Origin of the sequence: Streptomyces sp. NPDC059582 (assembly GCF_042735715.1) — a bacterium.
Classification (GTDB): Bacteria; Actinomycetota; Actinomycetes; order Streptomycetales; family Streptomycetaceae; genus Streptomyces.
Map to the genome: position 1 here is coordinate 311,171 of NZ_JBHWCC010000004.1, position 17,095 is coordinate 328,265.

Sequence of the window (17,095 nt, forward strand, 5' to 3'; positions counted from 1 at the left end):
CCGCAATATGGTCGTCGTACTGGCGCACAGTGAGCGCCATGGACGGACAACCGATGACCTCCGTGGCCTCGACCGGTCGGCCGGGTACCGGCAGACGTGTCGTCCGGCGGCTGCTGATCACCTCGGGCGTGGCCTGTATCACGCTGGGCGGGACGCTGATGCTGCTGCCGGCGGAGCAGCCGGCCAAGGCGCCCCCGGCGCCGGCTCCCGGGGCGCAGGCCCAGGCCCGGGCCCGGGCGCTGGCGCGGGCGCAGGCCGCGGTGCTGGGCGGGGTGCCGGTGACGCTGCCCGAGCTGACGACGCTGATCGGACAGCGCGAGACGTATCTGCGGGTCCACCCGAAGGACGCCCTGACGTGGGCCGCGCTCGGGACGGCGTACGTGGAGCAGGGGCGGCGGACGGCGGAGGTGGCCTACTACTACCCCCGGGCCGAGGAGGCGCTGCGCACCTCGCTGCGGACGCGCCCGAAGGGCAACACGGAGGCCCTGGACGGGCTGGTCGCGCTGGCGAACGCGCGCCGCGACTTCCCGGCCGCGCGGGAGTGGGGCGAGGAGGCGCTGAAGCAGGCGCCGAAGCACTGGACGACGTATCCGCTGCTGATCGACGCGTACACGGGCCTCGGCGACTACAAGAAGGCCCGGAGCACGCTCGACAAGCTGATGGCGCTGCACAAGGGCCCGGCCGTGCAGGCGCGGGCCTCGGCCGTCTACCGGGACCGGGGCTGGCGCGAGGACGCGGCGGCCACCATCGCCGACGCGGCCGCGGGTGTGCAGACCCCGGCGGAGCGGGCGGTGTACCAGGAGCGGGCCGGGCAGCTGGCGTGGGAGCGCGGGGACCTTCAGGAGGCGCTGCGGCGCTTCCGGGAGGCGGTGCGGCTGGACCCCGACCAGCGCACCGCGCAGGCCGGGCAGGGCCGGGTGCTGGCCGCGCTGGGGCGGACAGGGGAGGCGCTGACCGCGTACCGGGCGGCGCTGGCCGAGCAGCCGTTGCCGCAGTACGCGCTGGAGCTGGGCGAGCTGTACCAGTCGCTGGGGCTCGAACAGGAGGCGCGCGAGCAGTACGACCGGGTGCGGGCGCGGGTGGGTGAGGCGGCCGCGGGCGGGGCGGACGAGGAGCTGGTGCTCGGGCAGTTCGAGGCTGACCACGGTGATCCGGTGGCGGCGGTGGAGCGGCTGCGGGAGGAGTGGAGCAAGCAGCCGGGGATCGCGGTGGCCGACGCGCTGGGGTGGGCGCTGCACCGGGTCGGGGAGGACGACGAGGCGCTGGACTTCGCCAAGATCGCGACGGACAAGACGGCGGGCGGCGGAGTGCGCAGCGCGCTGTACGCGTACCACGCGGGGACCATCGAACAGCAGCTGGACCTGACCGGTACCGCGCGCCGGCATCTCCAGGAGGCGCTGCGGATCAACCCCGGTTTCTCGCCCCTGGCGGCGCCCGCCGCACGGGAGGCGCTGACACAGCTGGGCGAGCCGCCGGCCGACGAGATGCCCGCCGACGTGGAGCCGGGCCGGCGCTAGGGCTGAGGGGCCGGGCCCGGGCCCGGGGCCTGTCGGGGGCCTGTACGGGTCCCGCCCGGGGCCTGTCCGGCGTGGTGTGCCGGACAGGCCGGGGCCGGGACTACAGGTTGCCGCGCTTCTCCTGCTCCCGCTCGATCGCCTCGAACAGGGCCTTGAAGTTGCCCTTGCCGAAGCCCATCGAGCCGTGCCGTTCGATGATCTCGAAGAACACGGTCGGGCGGTCCTGGACCGGCTTGGTGAAGATCTGCAGCAGGTAGCCGTCCTCGTCGCGGTCGGCCAGGATCTTCAGGTCGCGCAGGGTCTCGACGGGGACACGGGTGTCACCGACCCACTCGCCGAGGGTGTCGTAGTAGGAGTCCGGCGTGTCCAGGAACTCCACCCCGGAGGCGCGCATCGTCCGTACCGTCCGCACGATGTCGTTGGTGTTGAGCGCGATGTGCTGGACGCCGGCGCCGCCGTAGAACTCCAGGTACTCGTCGATCTGGGACTTCTTCTTGGCGACCGCGGGCTCGTTGATCGGGAACTTGACCTTGAGCGTGCCGTCAGCGACGACCTTCGACATCAGGGCGCTGTACTCGGTGGCGATGTCGTCGCCCACGAACTCCTTCATGTTCGTGAAGCCCATGACCTTGTTGTAGAAGCCGACCCACTCGTTCATCCGGCCGAGCTCCACGTTGCCGACGCAGTGGTCGACGGCCTGGAAGGTGCGCTGGGCGGGCGGCTCGACGATCGGGGCGGCGGCGACGTAGCCGGGGAGGTACGGGCCGTCGTAGCCGGAGCGGTCGACGAGGGTGTGGCGGGTCTCGCCGTACGTCGCGATCGCGGCCAGGACCACCGTGCCGTGCTCGTCCTTCACCTCGTAGGGCTCGGTGACCGAGCGGGCGCCGTGCTCGATGGCGTAGGCGTACGCGCGGCGGGCGTCCGGGACCTCGATGGCGAGGTCGATGACGCCGTCGCCGTGGTCGGCCACGTGCTGGGCGAGGAAGTGGCCCCAGGCGGTGGTGGGCTTGATCACGGAGGTGAGGACGAAGCGGGCCGAGCCGTTCTCCAGGACGTAGCTCGCGGTCTCGCGGTTGCCGTTCTCCGGTCCGGAGTAGGCCACCCGGCGCATGCCGAAAGCGGTGGAGTAGTAGTGCGCCGCCTGCTTGGCGTTGCCCACGGCGAAGACGACCGCGTCCATTCCCTTGACCGGGAAGGGGTCGTCCTGCCGGGCGGTCGTGGCGGGGGTCTGGTCAGTGGTCTGCGTCATAGCGGCAGCCTGGCCCCGCCCTGCAAGGTGCGCAATAGTTTGCGTATCCACTGGGCAATCTGTGCAGTGGCAGACCGGCATCGGCGGTCTTTCTGTACATGATGACCACCCGGGAGGCTTCGGCATGGCGATCGATCGACTCGACGGCCGGATCATCGTTCTGCTGGCGCGCGAGCCGCGGATCGGCGTGCTGGAGATGTCCCGGCGGCTCGGGGTCGCCCGGGGCACCGTGCAGGCGCGGCTGGACCGGCTTCAGTCGAACGGAGTCATCCGCGGCTTCGGACCACAGGTCGATCCGGCGGCCCTCGGCTACCCCGTCACCGCCTTCGCCACCCTCCAGATCCGGCAGGGCCAAGGAGCCGACGTACGGGCGCACTTGGCGACCGTGCCGGAGGTGCTGGAGCTGCACACGACCACCGGCAGCGGCGACATGCTGTGCCGGCTGGTGGCCCGCTCCAACGCCGATCTCCAGCGCGTCATCGACCTGGTTGTCGGTTTTGATGGGATCGTCCGGGCGTCCACCGCGATCGTGATGGAGAACCCCGTTCCACTGCGGATCATCCCGCTGGTGGAACAGGCGGCGGAGCACGGGGACACGACCTGACCTGCGAGGGGGTGACCGAGCGTGAACTTCTGGGAGTACCTGAGCACCCGGCACCAGCAGCTGCTCACCGACGCCTACCAGCACGCCAGCGCCGTCTTCCAGTGCATGGTGGTGGCGACCCTGATCGGAGTGCTGGTCGGCGTCGTCACCTACCGCAGCGAGTGGGGCGGCAACCTCGCCACCACGTCCGCCTCGACCCTGCTGACCATCCCGTCGCTGGCCATGATCGGCCTGCTGATCCCGATCGTGGGGCTGGGCGTGCCGCCCACCGTCATCGCGCTGACCCTGTACGGGCTGCTGCCGATCGTGCGCAACGCCATCGTGGGCCTGCGGGGCGTCGACCCCGCCCTGGTGGACGCGGCGCGCGGCATCGGCATGTCGCGGCCGGCCTGCCTGCTACGGGTGGAGCTCCCGCTCGCCTGGCCGCCGATCCTCACCGGCATCCGGGTCTCGACGCAGATGCTGATGGGCATCGCCGCCATCGCCGCGTACGCCTCCGGACCCGGCCTCGGCAACGAGATCTTCCGCGGTATCGGCTCCCTGGGCAGCAAGAACGCGCTCAACCAGGTACTCGCGGGCACCCTCGGGATCATCATCCTGGCGCTGCTGTTCGACGCGGCGTACGTCCTGCTCGGGCGGCTGACCATTCCCAGGGGGATCCGTGCCTGAGACGCCCGGGACACCTGAGGTGTCCGAGACTCCCGAGATGCTCGCGCCGCCCGAGCGGCCCGGGGCGTCCGCGAAGAGCAACGCCGGGGCCACGATCGAGCTGGAGAACCTCACCAAGCGCTACCCGGGCAGCCCCCACCCCGCCGTCGACAACGTCACCATGGAGATCAAGGCGGGCGAGACGGTCATCTTCGTCGGCCCGTCGGGATGCGGGAAGTCGACCACCCTGAAGATGATCAACCGGCTGATCGAGCCGACCGGCGGCCGCATCCGCATCAACGGCGAGGACGTCACCGACATCGACCCGGTGAAACTGCGCCGGAAGGTCGGCTACGCCATCCAGTCCTCGGGGCTGTTCCCGCACATGACGGTCGCCCAGAACATCGCCCTCGTGCCGAGGATGCTCGGCTGGTCCAAGGCGCGGATCAGAGAGCGGGTGGAGGAGATGCTCGACCTGGTCGGGCTCGACCCCGGCGAGTTCCACGGCCGCTATCCGCGCCAGCTCTCCGGCGGCCAGCAGCAGCGCGTGGGCGTGGCGCGGGCACTGGCGGCCGACCCGCCCGTCCTGCTGATGGACGAGCCGTTCGGCGCGGTGGACCCGATCACCCGTGACCACCTCCAGGACGAGCTGATCCGGCTCCAGCGCGAGCTGCACAAGACGATCGTCTTCGTCACCCACGACTTCGACGAGGCCATCAAGCTCGGCGACCGGATCGCCGTCCTGCGCGAACGCTCGCACATCGCGCAGTTCGACACACCGGAGGCGATCCTCACCAACCCGGCGGACGACTTCGTGTCCGGGTTCGTCGGGGCGGGCGCCGCGCTGAAACGGCTCAACCTCACCCGCGTACGGGACGTGGAGGTCACCGGCTATCCGACGGCGACCGTCGACGACCCGCTCCAGCAGATCTTCCACCGGCTCCGCGACAGCGGCACCAACGAGATCCTGCTGCTCGACAAGCGCGGGCGGCCGTACAAGTGGCTGCGGCGCGGCGACATGATGCGCGCCAAGGGCTCACTGGCCCGCGCCGGCACGCTGGTGCACGACACGGTGACCCGGGACGCCACCCTGCGCGACGCCCTGGAGGCGGTGCTGACGGACAGCGCGGGGCGGGTCGCGGTCACCGGGCGGCGCGGCGAGTACATCGGTGTCGTCGACATGGAGACGCTCATGAACTCCGTGCACGAGATGCTGGAGGCCGACCGGCTGGAGGCCATGGAGGCACAGCACGAACTGGAGGGGATGCGGGCCGCCCAGACGCATGCCGAGCAGGAGGGCGGCGAGGAGGGGGAGACGAAGGCGTGAGCACTCACGAGACGAACGAGACCGGGGCGACCGACGCGGCCCACGCGACCGGCTCCGAGGGGACCGGAGCGGAGGGGACCGGAGCGGCGGCGCCACCACCGGCGCGTCGCCCGCGCCGGCACCTCACCTGGCGCAAGCTGACCTTCCTGCCCACGTTCCTCGTCCTGCTGCTGCTGGCGACCTGGCTGTGGTTCCGGCAGGCCGACCTGGACACGATCTCCGAGAACGCGCTGTCGAACGGCCAGGTGTCCAAGGCGCTGTGGCGACAGATCGAACTGACCGCGATCTCGACCTTCTTCGTGCTGATCATCGCGATTCCGCTGGGCGTTCTGCTGACCCGGAGGTCGTTTCGGAAGGCGACGCCGGTGGCGATGACGTTCGCCAACATGGGACAGGCCACCCCGGCGATCGGCCTGCTCGCCCTGCTGGTGATCTGGCTCGGCACCGGCATCAAGGCCGCTCTGATCGGCATCACCGTCTACGCCATCCTGCCGGTGCTGTCCAACACCATCGCGGGTCTGCGCGGCAACGACCCCACGCTGCTCGAGGCGGCCCGCGGTATCGGCATGTCCGGGCTGGGCGTGCTGACGCGGGTGGAACTGCCGCTGGCGGTCCCGCTGATCCTGGCGGGGGTGAGGACCGCCCTGGTCCTGAACGTGGGCACGGCGACGCTGGCCACCTTCGGCGGAGGCGGCGGCCTGGGCACGCTGATCACGACCGGGATCACCACCCAGCGCATGCCGGTGCTGGTCCTCGGCGCGATCCTCACCATCTCCCTGGCCCTGCTCGTGGACTGGCTGGCGTCCCTGGCCGAGCTGCTGCTACGGCCGCGGGGCCTGGAGGTGGAGACGTGAGAGGTGCCCGTGCCGCGGTCGCCGGGGCGCTGGTGCTGATGTCCGGCTGCGGTCTGACCTCCGGCTCCCCCATGGTCGACGACGTGTCGCCCGGTTCCGTCGGACAGGGCGAGCCGCTCAGCGGCGCGCATCTGACCGTCACGTCGAAGGAGTTCACCGAGCAGCTCATCCTGGGCGCGATCATGGGCATCGCGTTCGAGGCGGCCGGCGCGGACGTCCTGGACCGGACCGGCATCCAGGGCTCCGTCGGCGCCCGCGAGGCCGTCAAGGGCGGCGACGCGGACGGCGCGTACGAGTACACGGGCACCGCCTGGATCACCTACCTGGGCAACAGCAAACCCATCGCCGACCCGCTGAAGCAGTGGGAGGCGGTGCGCGCGGCCGACCTGAAGCACGGGCTGACCTGGCTGCCTCCGTCCCGGCTGAACAACACGTACGCGCTGGCGATGAACCAGGCCAACTTCAAGAAGTACGGCACGACGACGCTGTCCGAGGTGGCGGCGCTGTCCGAGAAGGACCCGTCCGCCGTGACGCTCTGCGTGGAGGGCGAGTTCGCCAACCGCGCGGACGGGCTGCCGGGCATGGAGAAGGCGTACGGGATGAGTGTGCCGGCGCGGAACATCACACAGATGGACGCCGGGATCATCTACACCCAGGTGGCGAAGGGCAGCTGCACGTACGGGGAGGTGTTCACCACCGACGGGCGGATCAAGTCCATGAACCTGGTGGTGATGCGGGACGACAAGAAGTTCTTCCCCAACTACAACGCGGCCCCCGTGATCAACTCCAAGGCCCTGAAGAAGTGGCCGGCGATCGCGCACATCCTCGACCCGATCACCAGGAAGCTGGACAACTCCGTGGCGCAGACGCTGAACGCGCGGGTGGACGTGGACGGGGAGGACCCGCACGAGGTGGCGCTGGACTGGATGAAGGCGGAGGGGTTCGTGAAGTAGGCGGGTCCGGGCGGGTCGGCGGGGCCTGTCCGGTCGCCGGGGCCTGTCCGGTCGCCGGGGCCTGTCCGGTCGCCGGGGCCTGTCCGGGTCGCCGGGGCCTGTCCGGGTCGCCGGGGCCTGTCCGGGTCGCCGGGGCCTGTCCGGTCCTGGAAGCTCCGGTCCGGGCGGCTCCGGTCCGGGCGGCTCCGGTCCGGGTCCTAGCAGCTCGGGACCGAGCCCTTCCCCTTCTCCAGCGCGACCAGCGCGCCGATCGCGCCCTTCAGCGTGGTCACCGGAACCAGCCGCAGTCCCTTGGGCAGTTCGGACTTGGCGTCGGAGCACTCGTCCTTCGGCACCAGGAACACCGTCGCTCCGTCCCGCCGCGCGGCCTGCGTCTTCAGGGACACGCCACCGACCGCGCCGACCTCGCCGTCGGCGGTGATCGTGCCCGTACCGGCCACGATCCGGCCGCCCGTGAGGTCGCCGCCGCTGCCGTCGCCGTCGAGCTTGTCGACGACCCCCAGGGAGAACAGCAGGCCCGCGCTGGGCCCGCCGACGTCGGCGAGCTTCAGGGTGACCTTGACGTTCTTGTCGCTGAGGTCGAGGTACTTCAGCGCCGCCTCGGCCGCCGCGTCCTGGGACTCCTCCATCTGCTCGGTGTTGTGCCGCTCGATCTCCTTGGTGCTCTCACCGCTCGGGTAGACCGAGTCACGCGGCATGATCGCCCGGTTCCTGGCGAACCAGCCGTCGATCACGTCCCCCAGCGAGACGCGCGCGTCCGGGCCGGTCGCCTCGATCGTCGTCATCCGCAGCTGTCCGCTCGTCTCGCGGGTCGGCGCACCGGAGACGGTGATCACCGGGGTGCCCTGGTTGTCGCCGAGGACGTTGGCCGTCAGACCGGGCTGCGTCACGGAGAACGGCAGCGGCGCTAGGGCCGCCGTGGCGACCAGGGCCACGACGGGCAGGGCGCAGACGGCGATGGCCTGGAGGCGTGTGAGACGAGAGAGCACGGAATCAATCTAACGCGGCGGGGGCGAACGCCCCGGCGCCGGTAGGCCGCTCAGCGTGCGACGTCCGTCTCCGGCAGGCCACCGCGCCGGGCGGCACCGCCGGTACGAATCCCGGTCGCCGGTTCAGCGCAGCGCTTCGGCGACCTCGCGGGCGGCGTCGACCACCCGCGGCCCCACCCGCTCCGGTACCGCGTCCGCGAGCATCACCACACCCACGCTGCCCTCGACACCGGTCACACCCAGCAGCGGCGCGGCCGCCCCGCACGCCCCGGCCTCGAGCTCGCCGTGCGTCAGGGTGTACCCCGGTTCCCTCGCCGGCTGCTGCCGAGCCGACAGGATCGCCTTGCCCGCGGCCCCCCGCTCCAGCGCGTGCCGGAACCCGGCCCGGTACGCCACGTGATAGTCCGTCCACGTCGGCTCGACCACCGCCACGGCCAGCGCCTCCGCGCCGTCCACCAGCGTCAGGTGTGCCGTCGCCCCGATGTCCTCGGCCAGCGACCGCAGCGCAGGCAACGCGGCCTCCCGGACCAGCGGATGCACCTGACGGCCCAGCCGCAGCACACCCAGCCCCACCCTGGCCCGCCCGCCCAGATCACGTCGTACGAGCGCGTGCTGCTCCAGCGTGGCGAGCAGCCGGTACACGACAGTCCGGTTCACGCCCAGTTTGTTCGACAGCTCGGTGACCGTCAGCCCGTGGTCCGTGTCGGCCAGCAGCTTGAGGACCTTCAGTCCCCGGTCGAGCGTCTGAGAGGTCTCCGCGGTCACGACGCCCACTCCTTATGTGGTGAGGCCGGCGACCCCTTCGCGGCGGTTGCGTCCCGGAGTCCCGTACGTGACGCGCTTCAGAGGCCGCCGATCGGCAGGACGGCCCGGATGTCCCGGGCGCGGTCGCTTCACGGCTGCGCTCCGCGGCGGCGCTGCCACGGGGCGTGTGCGTAGCGGGACAGTAGCGAAGCCGGTTCGCTCAGCGGAAGGCTCCGTCCAGAATCCGGTCATTGGCCGGTATGGACTACCTGTGTTTGTCCCGGTACGTACAGCGCACACCGCACCGCGCGCGCCTCACCGCATCCGGGTGGCCCACTCCTGCACCTTGGCGATCCGCTGCCGCAGCTGTCCGGCCGTCGCCTCGGCGCTGGGCGGCCCGCCGCACACCCGCCGCAGCTCGGTGTGGATGACCCCGTGCGGCTTGCCGCTCTGATGGACGTACGCGCCGACCATCGTGTTGAGCTGCTTGCGCAGCTCCATCATCTCCTTGTGGGAGACGACCGGCCGCCGCTCGGCGGGCAGTTCGAGCAGGTCGGCCTCATCGTCCGGCTTCTTGCGGCTGTGCGCGATCTGCCGGGCCTGCCGCTTCTGGAGCAGCATCTGCACCTGGTCCGGCTCCAGCAGTCCCGGGATGCCGAGGTAGTCCTGCTCCTCCTCGCTGCCCGGGTGGGCCTGCATGCCGAACTCCGCGCCGTCGTAGAGGACCCGGTCGAAGACGGCCTCGGACTCCAGGGCCTCGAAGGAGAACTGCTCCTGCTCCCCGGTGTCCTCGTCCTGCTCCTTGTTCGCCTCCTCCATCTCCTTCTCGGACTCGGCGTACGGGTCCTCCTCGCCCTCCTTCTTCGGCTTGTCGAGGGCGTGGTCCCGCTCCACCTCCATCTCGTTGGCGAAGGTGAGCAGGTCGGGGACGGTCGGAAGGAAGACGGACGCGGTCTCGCCGCGCCGCCGCGACCGTACGAAACGCCCGACGGCCTGGGCGAAGAACAGGGGCGTGGAGATGGTGGTGGCGTACACCCCGACCGCGAGCCGCGGCACGTCGACGCCCTCGGACACCATGCGGACGGCGACCATCCAGCGGTCCTCGCTCGCCGCGAAGTCGTCGATGCGCTTCGAGGCGCCGGTGTCGTCGGACAGGACGACGGTGGCCTTGGTGCCGGTGATCTCGCGGATCAGCTTGGCGTAGGCGCGTGCCGAGTCCTGGTCGGAGGCGATGACGAGGGCGCCGGCGTCCGGGATGCCCTTGCGTACCTCGGTGAGCCGCCGGTCGGCGGCGCGCAGCACGCTCGGCATCCACTCGCCGCGCGGGTCGAGCGCGGTGCGCCAGGCCTGGCTGACGGCGTCCTTGGTCATCGGCTCGCCCAGCCGGGCGGCGATCTCGTCGCCCGCCTTCGTGCGCCAGCGCATGTTGCCGCTGTAGGAGAGGAAGATGACGGGCCGCACGACATGATCGGCCAGCGCGTTGCCGTACCCGTAGGTGTAGTCGGCGGCGGACCGCCGGATCCCGTCGTTGCCCTCCTCGTACGTCACGAAGGGGATGGGGTTGGTGTCGGAGCGGAACGGCGTACCGGTGAGCGCGAGGCGCCGGGTGGCGGGCTCGAAGGCCTCCAGGCAGGCCTCGCCCCAGGACTTGGAGTCACCGGCGTGGTGGATCTCGTCGAGGATGACGAGCGTCTTGCGCTGCTCGACGCGGTTGCGGTGCAGCATGGGCCGCACCCCGACGCCCGCGTAGGTGACGGCGACGCCGTGGTACTCCCTGCTCAGCGGACCCGCGCTGTACTCCGGGTCCAGCTTGATCCCTATCCGTGCGGCCGCCTCGGCCCACTGCTTCTTCAGGTGCTCGGTCGGTGCGACCACCGTCACCTGCTGCACGACATGGTGGTGCAGCAGCCACGAGGCGAGCGTCAGCGCGAAGGTCGTCTTGCCGGCGCCGGGGGTGGCGACGGCGAGGAAGTCACGCGGCTGCTCCTGGACGTACTTCTCCATGGCCCCCTGCTGCCAGGCACGCAGCTTGCTGGCGGTGCCCCAGGGGGCACGGCCCGGGAAGGCGGGTGAAAGGTGGTGCGAGGAACTGGAGCTGGCGGCGGCGGTGGTAGTCACGGTCTCCGGGTGGGGGTCAGGGGCGGCTCGGCTACGTATGACAACCGGGCCACCCTACCGGCGGCCCGGCGGTGCCGACGCGCGGACGAGGCCGGGCCACCGGCGGTTGGGACCCACGTCACAGCGCCCGTAGCCGCCCCGCGATCACCGCGACGTCACTCTCCACGCCCGAGGCCACGTCGATGACCAGGCCGTACGCCGCTTCCTGGTTCACGTCGGCGAGATCGACGCCGTTGAGGGCGAGGAAGGTCGCGGTGGCGAGCCAGGCGGTGCGCTTGTTGCCGTCGACCAGGGGGTGGTTGGCGGCGAGGCCGTGCAGCAGGGCGGCGGCCTGTGCGTACAGGTCGTCGTAGGCCGCCGTGCCGAACATCCGGGCGCGCGGCCGGTGCACGGCCGAGGCGAGCAGCCCGGGGTCACGGGCTTCGGGCGCGCGGCCGCCGAAGGCGACCTCGGCGAGGGCGGTGACCTCGGCGACGGTGAGGTGGCGGCTGGGGGTGCGGGTGTCCGCGTCGGTCCGGTTCATTCGCCGAGCCTCCTCAGCAGGTCGGCGTGCGCCACGGCGAGCCGCTCCCCGACGGACCGCACCCGTTCGGTCTCGGCGCGCAGATACCCGCGTACGGCCTCCTCGACGAGATCCCGCGGCAGGCGGCCGCGGGCGTCGGCGAGGTCGTCGAGGTCCCGGGCGGTGGCCGGGTCGAGGTGCGGGATGGCGTCGTACATGTGCGTGAGGGTAGGGCGCGGGCACGTGGCTCGGCGAACGACTTAGGGCTCAAAGCTCACAGCACACAAGCTGACGGCACACAGCTCACAGCTCACAGCTCACAGCTCAGGGCACACAGCACACAGCACACGGCACACGGCGCATCGCTCACCCTTCACCGCTCCCGCAGGCGGGTGGTCACCCAGGCGCCGGCGAGTGCCACCCCCGCCATCGGCAGGAAGACCGCGACGAAGGCCGCCGGATGGGAGGCGGAGGCCGTGGTGGCGGTGTGGGCGACGGTACCGCCGCCGAGCGCGGCGAAGGCGGCACCCCCGGCCGCGAGCAGCAGGGCGTTGGAGAGGCCGTCGGAGATCTGGAGGGCGGCGGAGTTGGCGCCGGCTTCCTGCGGTGCGGAGAGGTGGAGCAGCAGCACGCTGGTGGAGGAGATCACCAGGCCCATCCCGAAGCAGCCGAACGCCCAGGCGACGGCGACGGTCCAGGCGGGCACGGAGGGGATCAGCACGCTCGGCGCGGCGGCGATGGCGGCCGCGACCAGCACCATGCCGAGGGTCGTGAGCCGCTCCCGGTACGGCTCGACACGCGGCCGGGACTGCACCCACGAGCCCAGCGCCCACGTCCCGCCGCCCGCCGCGAGCGAGAACCCGGCCAGCGTCGGCGACAGGCCCCGCTGGGTGACGAGCATCAGCGGTACGAAGGACTCGGCGGCGACGAAGGACCCGGCCGCCAGCCCGCGCAGCAGTACGACCGAGGGCAGCCCTCTGGCCGCCCGCCAGGTGCCGCGGGGCAGCAGTCCGAGGACGGCCGGCACGAGCAGCGCCGTGCCCGCGGCGGCCGGGACGAGGGACAGGGGGCGCAGATCCTGGGCGGCGTACTGGAACAGTCCGGCACCGAGGGAGATGCCGAGCGCGAGCCGGATCCGGCGCCGGTCGAAGGCGGCCGACGGCTTCCCGTCCACTGCGCCCGCCGCCCGCCGCCGTATCTGCGGCAGCGCGAGCGCCAACGGGAACACGACCAGCACGGGTATCCCGAGGAACACCCACCGCCAGCCGAGCTGCTCGGTCACCGCTCCGGCGGCGAGCGGCCCGACCACCGACGGCACGACCCAGCTCGCCGCGAACGCCGCCATGATCGCCGGGCGCAGCCGCTCCGGATAGGCCCGGCCGACGACGACGTACAGCGCGACGATCACCAGCCCGCCGCCGAGCCCCTGCACGGCCCGCCCGGCGATGAACAGCCACATCGTGCCCGCGGTGCCGGACACCACCAGCCCCGCGGCGAAGGCGGCGATGCCGGTGGTCAGCGACCCCAGCGGCCCTCTGCGGTCGGACCACTGCCCGGCGAGCACCATCCCGAACAGGCTGGTCGTGAAGTACCCGGAGAACGCGAACGCGTACAGCGACACCCCGTCCAGTTCCCGCGCCGCGACCGGCATCGCCGTCCCCACCGCCGTCGCCTCGAAGGCGATCAGCAGCACGACCGACACGATGCCGATGCTGAGCGCCCGGTAGGACCGGCCCAGCACGGTGGTGTCGTCGGGCTCGGCGGCCGACGAGGGGTGAGCGAGGTCTGCGACGCCGGTGTCGCGCGGTTCGAGGACGGTCATGCCGGCCAGCGTAAGGTCCACGACCCGCTTTGACCCCTGTCGGGAGGCGGAGCAGCGGCCGGGACCTTGGTCGTACGACCGGTCCGCCCCGCGGTGTGGACCTCCTGTTCGGGCGCTTCGTGAACGGCGTATGGCAGTCCCGTTGCGGCCCCCGCGATTCCCTTGAGCCCCTCCCCCGCCCCGCTCTACGGTCGGGTCACCGAGTTCGGCACGGAGCGACACGCTCCCTCAGACCCGGCCGTGTGCCCGAGTGGTTCAGGGACTCGCCTGCAAAGCGAGTTACGTGGGTTCGATTCCCGCCACGGCCTCTACTGCCTTGATCAGGAAGAACGGAAGGGCGGCACTCACGTCGGGTACCGCCCTCCCCGCCTACCGTCTCAGTTTCCGTCTCACTTGCCCCCTTCTGGCCACTCCCTGATCTTCAGCGCTGCGACTGCCGCCTTACCAACCTCGCGCGGGAGCGAGGCTGAACCACCACGTACCAGCCACTGCCATGCGATCAAGGTTTTGCGCCATGTGAATCAAGGAGTTCCGCTCCCTGATGTCTCAGGTTCGATTTCATTGCCTCGTGAGCGCGTTCACGCTCGAAGGTAATGTCGCGGCTGCGCGATTGGCCGTAGGCCTCTGGATGCAAGTACAGCCCTCGCTCCCCCTCAAGCTTTTCTTCTTCCGGAGTGATTCGATTCCGGGCGGCGTAGGGGTCCTGGCGCACCCCAGTAACTTGCCACGAAACCTTGACGTTCGGCTTGTCGGTCTTAATTGAGAATCTGTTGTCGCGAATTTCCTCGGCGATGATCGCCTGCGCGAACTGGCCGACACCTGTGAGCTGATAGGTGAAGTCCTGATTGAGCGCCTCAAAATAGCCAGGCAAGATCACTACCGCCTCACCGTTGCCATCGGTTTCGACATTGCCAGAGTAGACGTTAAGCATGTCGGGCGACTCGACAAAGGAGTGAACCAGGTACTTGTTCTCTGGATCGAGGGGGTGATCGATCTTGAACCCCCCCGAACCCTTCGTCAACGAATCCCTCACATGTACCTTGCCACTAAACCACCCTGCGTAGCCCTGGTTGCTCCTGCCCCAGACCCCCCAGGCTGCATTCCCAGTGTGGGCTTCACCAATGACGCCAGTGTTGGCAGCGCCCCATCCCATACCGACGACACCGGCTTGCAAACCGCCATCCTTCATACTGGCGCCCATTACGCCCCAGCCATAGCTCCACCCGGCAGTCCCCACCTGCCCGACTCCGCCTACACCAACCGACACATTGGTTGCCGGCGGTTCGAGGATGTTGTGGGTGTTTGAGGCGACCAACGCCTTCCCTCCGAAGCGATCCGCCTCTAGGAAGGTTTCATTTGTGCCAGCATTCTGACTGGCGCCGTAGTACATCGGCCCCACAGCCATATAACTCATCTCCTAAGCACAGGCATAGACCTGACGAGGAGTACCTGCGATTGCCCCACGCCCTCAAGACGGGGACGCGAAGGGTGGGAGATCGGAGCCAAAACCGGCCGCTGACTTGGCGTCACATCTACTTCCACCTGCAACTCACCGAGGCCGATTGCTCGTTCACTCAAGAGCTCGACTGGTTCAGTCTAGTACTGATCTCTAGCATTTTCCTGTTGGAGGCATTACGGGCATTCGCCTCTGCCGACAGCGGCCTCCTGCTCGGCCCAGTCCCGACAGTAGAACGCATCAAGGCCGCGTGCGGCGTGGAAAGTACGGTGCACGTGGCGAGCAGTCGTACCGCAATGATGTCAATGGGCCAGCAGATTGGTGGGCTGCGGAGCAATGCCGCAGCCCACTAGTAGGTCCGTTGGGTGCACCAACTGGTGACTCGGTCCCATCTCAGTTAGCCGGTACGAGCGCGCCAGCCGCGCCATCGTCGGGCCGGTCCGCCTCGGTCGTCCAGAGCAGACCGTCCACCTGCCTCGCGACATCGGCCCGCACGGCATCCACCATGTGCTGGTATCGAGCGGCCATGGCAGTGGTCGACCAACCCATGAGGCCCATGACGGCCCGCTCGGGGACACCCAGGATGAGTAGCACAGTGGCGGCCGTGTGACGCGCGTCGTGCAAACGCCCGTCTCGGACTTTCGCCTCTGCCAGAAGAGCCTTCCACTCAGACCAGTCTCGGCGGTGGGAGGGGCTACGGCCGAACTCATCCGGGAAGACCAACCCGTTGTCCTCCCAGCGCGTCCCGGCCCTCATTCGCTCCGCTCCCTGCGCACTGAGGTGTGTACCAAGCAGGTCCACGAGCTGATCGGGGAGGCCAACCGCGCGACGGTCGGCGCGGGACTTGGTGGTGGACAACTCCGGGTTGGTTCGTCGCCTCTGCGGGCAGTAGCCGGCCGCCTTGCGTCCGCAGGGCTCCGCGCACCCGTGGGCGTACTGCGGCCGGTGGCGACTACGACGGACAACGAGGAACCCGCCCTCAAGGTCCACGTCCTCCCACTTCAGCCCCAACACCTCGCCCTGGCGCAGTCCGAGGGCGAGCGCGACGGCCCACCGTGCGGAGTTGCGATGCTGGTCAGCGGCCTTGAGTAGCCGCTGCACCTCTTGGACGCTGTAGGGCTCCACCTCGTACTCACCCGTCTTCGGGGCCTTGGCCAACTGAACCGGGTTCTTGCCGAGATGCCCTCGCCGTACTGCTTCATTGAGGGCGGTGCGGAAGGTGCGGTGCACCTGGTGGCCGGTCCCGGGCTTGCTGCCGTTGGCCTGCATGTTCGCGTAGAACACTTCGATGTGTTCGGGCTTGAGCCTGTCGAGACGGTGAGCCCCCAAGCCGGGAATGAGATGCTTCCGGACGGCTACGCGGTACCCGACCATTGTGTTGTCGTTGACGCCGAGGGGCGCGACGTTCTCCATCCAGTGCGTGAGCCACGCCTCGACCGTCCATGCCCTACCTGGCTTTCGCACGGTCTTGCTGTCACGCGCTTTCTCCAACTCGCGTACAGCGGCCGTCACCTCGGCTCGGGTCTTGCGTTCGACGTGGCGCCGGTCGGGCTTGCCGTTGTCGCGGACGCCGACAGTGACGTGACCGTGCCACTTGCCGTCCTTGCCCTCGTAGATGGACGAACGACCGTTGGGCTGCCGGGTGCGCTTGTTCTTGTCTTCTTCCATGAGTGCTCCTCAGGCCGCCGTGGCGGTGGTGGTGGGTTGCTGCCTCTTGCGGCGGCGGGTGACGAACTCGGGCACGGCGTCGACCGGCACCCTGCGGAGGTGGCCGACGGTGATGGATTCCAGCTCTCCGGAGCTGATGAGCCGGTAGCAGACGGTGCGGCCGATCCGGAGGCGGCGGGCGGCTTCCTCCACGGTGAGCAGTACGAGGGTGTTGTCGAACGCGTCGACAGGGGCCGTGTCCATGCGGAGTTCTCCCTGGAACCGAAGGAGTGGGCTTGGGGGCCTTGCAGGGGTGGCGGATGCGCGTGTCTGTCCGAGGTTCGGATTTCTGCGTCACCGCGTCATCTGCGTCACTTGAGGCTCTGACCTGCGGCTTTGGGTGACGCTGCGGACCGGGGCTGCGTCACCGCTGCGTCATCGGCTGCGTCACCGGGTGACGCAGGTGACGCAGGATGACGCAGAGCAAGCCGTCTGCGTCATCGCTGTTGCCGCAGGTCAGCGGTCGGTTTCCGAGCCGGGTGACGCAGGTGACGCAGCGTCTTCCCTCTTAGACACCGTTTCTTATGGCGTGATCGTTCGTTGAGCCGTGCATGACGGATCTGGTTGAGCGGCTGGTGCCGGATGAGTTGTGGGTGGTGTTCCGG

General features: G+C 70.0%; 16 protein-coding genes and 1 tRNA gene. 7 read left to right on the forward strand and 10 right to left on the reverse strand.

Features of this window, described 5'->3' with window-relative positions:
• Positions 1-38: 38 nt before the first annotated feature.
• Entirely contained in the window at positions 39-1,517 is a 1,479-nt protein-coding gene (locus tag ACFV0T_RS06445; RefSeq protein WP_385775064.1) for a tetratricopeptide repeat protein, read from the forward strand.
• 100 nt (positions 1,518-1,617) lie between these two features.
• On the opposite strand, the gene hppD is transcribed toward ACFV0T_RS06445, so the two are convergent.
• Complete coding sequence (hppD, locus tag ACFV0T_RS06450) at positions 1,618-2,766, reverse strand: 4-hydroxyphenylpyruvate dioxygenase (RefSeq protein WP_385775066.1); 1,149 nt, start codon at positions 2,764-2,766, stop codon at positions 1,618-1,620.
• Between the two features lie 124 nt (positions 2,767-2,890).
• Between hppD and ACFV0T_RS06455 the strand changes: the two genes are divergently transcribed.
• The 5 genes from ACFV0T_RS06455 to ACFV0T_RS06475 are packed head-to-tail and all read left to right on the forward strand — an operon-like array spanning position 2,891 to position 7,152.
• The gene (locus ACFV0T_RS06455; protein ID WP_385775068.1) at positions 2,891-3,370 is read left to right on the forward strand and encodes an Lrp/AsnC family transcriptional regulator; all 480 of its coding nucleotides are present in this window, start codon (positions 2,891-2,893) and stop codon (positions 3,368-3,370) included.
• Positions 3,371-3,391: 21 nt separating this feature from the next.
• The gene (locus ACFV0T_RS06460) at positions 3,392-4,039 is read left to right on the forward strand and encodes an ABC transporter permease (protein ID WP_385775070.1); all 648 of its coding nucleotides are present in this window, start codon (positions 3,392-3,394) and stop codon (positions 4,037-4,039) included.
• 37 nt (positions 4,040-4,076) lie between these two features.
• Positions 4,077-5,345: a betaine/proline/choline family ABC transporter ATP-binding protein gene (locus tag ACFV0T_RS06465; RefSeq protein ID WP_385775124.1), complete on the forward strand. Its 1,269-nt coding sequence runs from the start codon at positions 4,077-4,079 to the stop codon at positions 5,343-5,345.
• Entirely contained in the window at positions 5,342-6,199 is an 858-nt protein-coding gene (locus tag ACFV0T_RS06470; RefSeq protein ID WP_385775073.1) for an ABC transporter permease, read from the forward strand. The genes ACFV0T_RS06465 and ACFV0T_RS06470 overlap by 4 nt, the downstream gene beginning before the upstream one ends.
• A 38-nt stretch (positions 6,200-6,237) precedes the next feature.
• Positions 6,238-7,152 carry a glycine betaine ABC transporter substrate-binding protein gene (locus ACFV0T_RS06475; RefSeq protein WP_385775126.1) on the forward strand — a complete coding sequence of 305 codons (915 nt, stop codon included), beginning with the start codon at positions 6,238-6,240 and terminating at the stop codon, positions 7,150-7,152.
• Between the two features lie 197 nt (positions 7,153-7,349).
• Here the strand turns inward: ACFV0T_RS06475 and ACFV0T_RS06480 are convergent, their stop codons facing one another.
• The 6 genes from ACFV0T_RS06480 to ACFV0T_RS06505 all read right to left on the reverse strand — a co-directional run bounded on the left by ACFV0T_RS06480 (position 7,350) and on the right by ACFV0T_RS06505 (position 13,327).
• Complete coding sequence (locus ACFV0T_RS06480; RefSeq protein ID WP_385775075.1) at positions 7,350-8,141, reverse strand: S16 family serine protease; 792 nt, start codon at positions 8,139-8,141, stop codon at positions 7,350-7,352.
• A 123-nt stretch (positions 8,142-8,264) separates the two neighbouring features.
• Positions 8,265-8,906, reverse strand: a complete 642-nt coding sequence (locus tag ACFV0T_RS06485; protein ID WP_385775077.1) for an IclR family transcriptional regulator — start codon at positions 8,904-8,906, stop codon at positions 8,265-8,267.
• A 294-nt stretch (positions 8,907-9,200) separates the two neighbouring features.
• On the reverse strand, positions 9,201-11,003 hold the full coding sequence (locus ACFV0T_RS06490) for a DEAD/DEAH box helicase (RefSeq protein ID WP_385775079.1): 1,803 nt from the start codon (positions 11,001-11,003) through the stop codon (positions 9,201-9,203).
• A gap of 118 nt (positions 11,004-11,121) precedes the next feature.
• Positions 11,122-11,526, reverse strand: coding sequence for a type II toxin-antitoxin system death-on-curing family toxin (locus ACFV0T_RS06495; RefSeq protein WP_385775081.1), 405 nt, complete (start codon positions 11,524-11,526; stop codon positions 11,122-11,124).
• Complete coding sequence (locus ACFV0T_RS06500; RefSeq protein WP_385775083.1) at positions 11,523-11,723, reverse strand: hypothetical protein; 201 nt, start codon at positions 11,721-11,723, stop codon at positions 11,523-11,525. Before ACFV0T_RS06500 ends, ACFV0T_RS06495 begins: the two co-directional genes overlap by 4 nt.
• A gap of 155 nt (positions 11,724-11,878) precedes the next feature.
• Positions 11,879-13,327: an MFS transporter gene (locus tag ACFV0T_RS06505; protein ID WP_385775085.1), complete on the reverse strand. Its 1,449-nt coding sequence runs from the start codon at positions 13,325-13,327 to the stop codon at positions 11,879-11,881.
• A 236-nt stretch (positions 13,328-13,563) separates the two neighbouring features.
• Between ACFV0T_RS06505 and ACFV0T_RS06510 the strand changes: the two genes are divergently transcribed.
• Positions 13,564-13,635 (forward strand) — tRNA-Cys (locus ACFV0T_RS06510).
• Between the two features lie 191 nt (positions 13,636-13,826).
• On the opposite strand, the gene ACFV0T_RS06515 is transcribed toward ACFV0T_RS06510, so the two are convergent.
• From ACFV0T_RS06515 to ACFV0T_RS06525, 3 genes are all read right to left on the reverse strand, one after another.
• Positions 13,827-14,732, reverse strand: coding sequence for a hypothetical protein (locus tag ACFV0T_RS06515; protein WP_385775087.1), 906 nt, complete (start codon positions 14,730-14,732; stop codon positions 13,827-13,829).
• A 444-nt stretch (positions 14,733-15,176) separates the two neighbouring features.
• Positions 15,177-16,451 carry a tyrosine-type recombinase/integrase gene (locus ACFV0T_RS06520; protein WP_385775089.1) on the reverse strand — a complete coding sequence of 425 codons (1,275 nt, stop codon included), beginning with the start codon at positions 16,449-16,451 and terminating at the stop codon, positions 15,177-15,179.
• Positions 16,452-16,460: 9 nt separating this feature from the next.
• Positions 16,461-16,694: a helix-turn-helix domain-containing protein gene (locus ACFV0T_RS06525; RefSeq protein WP_385775091.1), complete on the reverse strand. Its 234-nt coding sequence runs from the start codon at positions 16,692-16,694 to the stop codon at positions 16,461-16,463.
• Between the last annotated feature and the right edge of the window lie 401 nt (positions 16,695-17,095).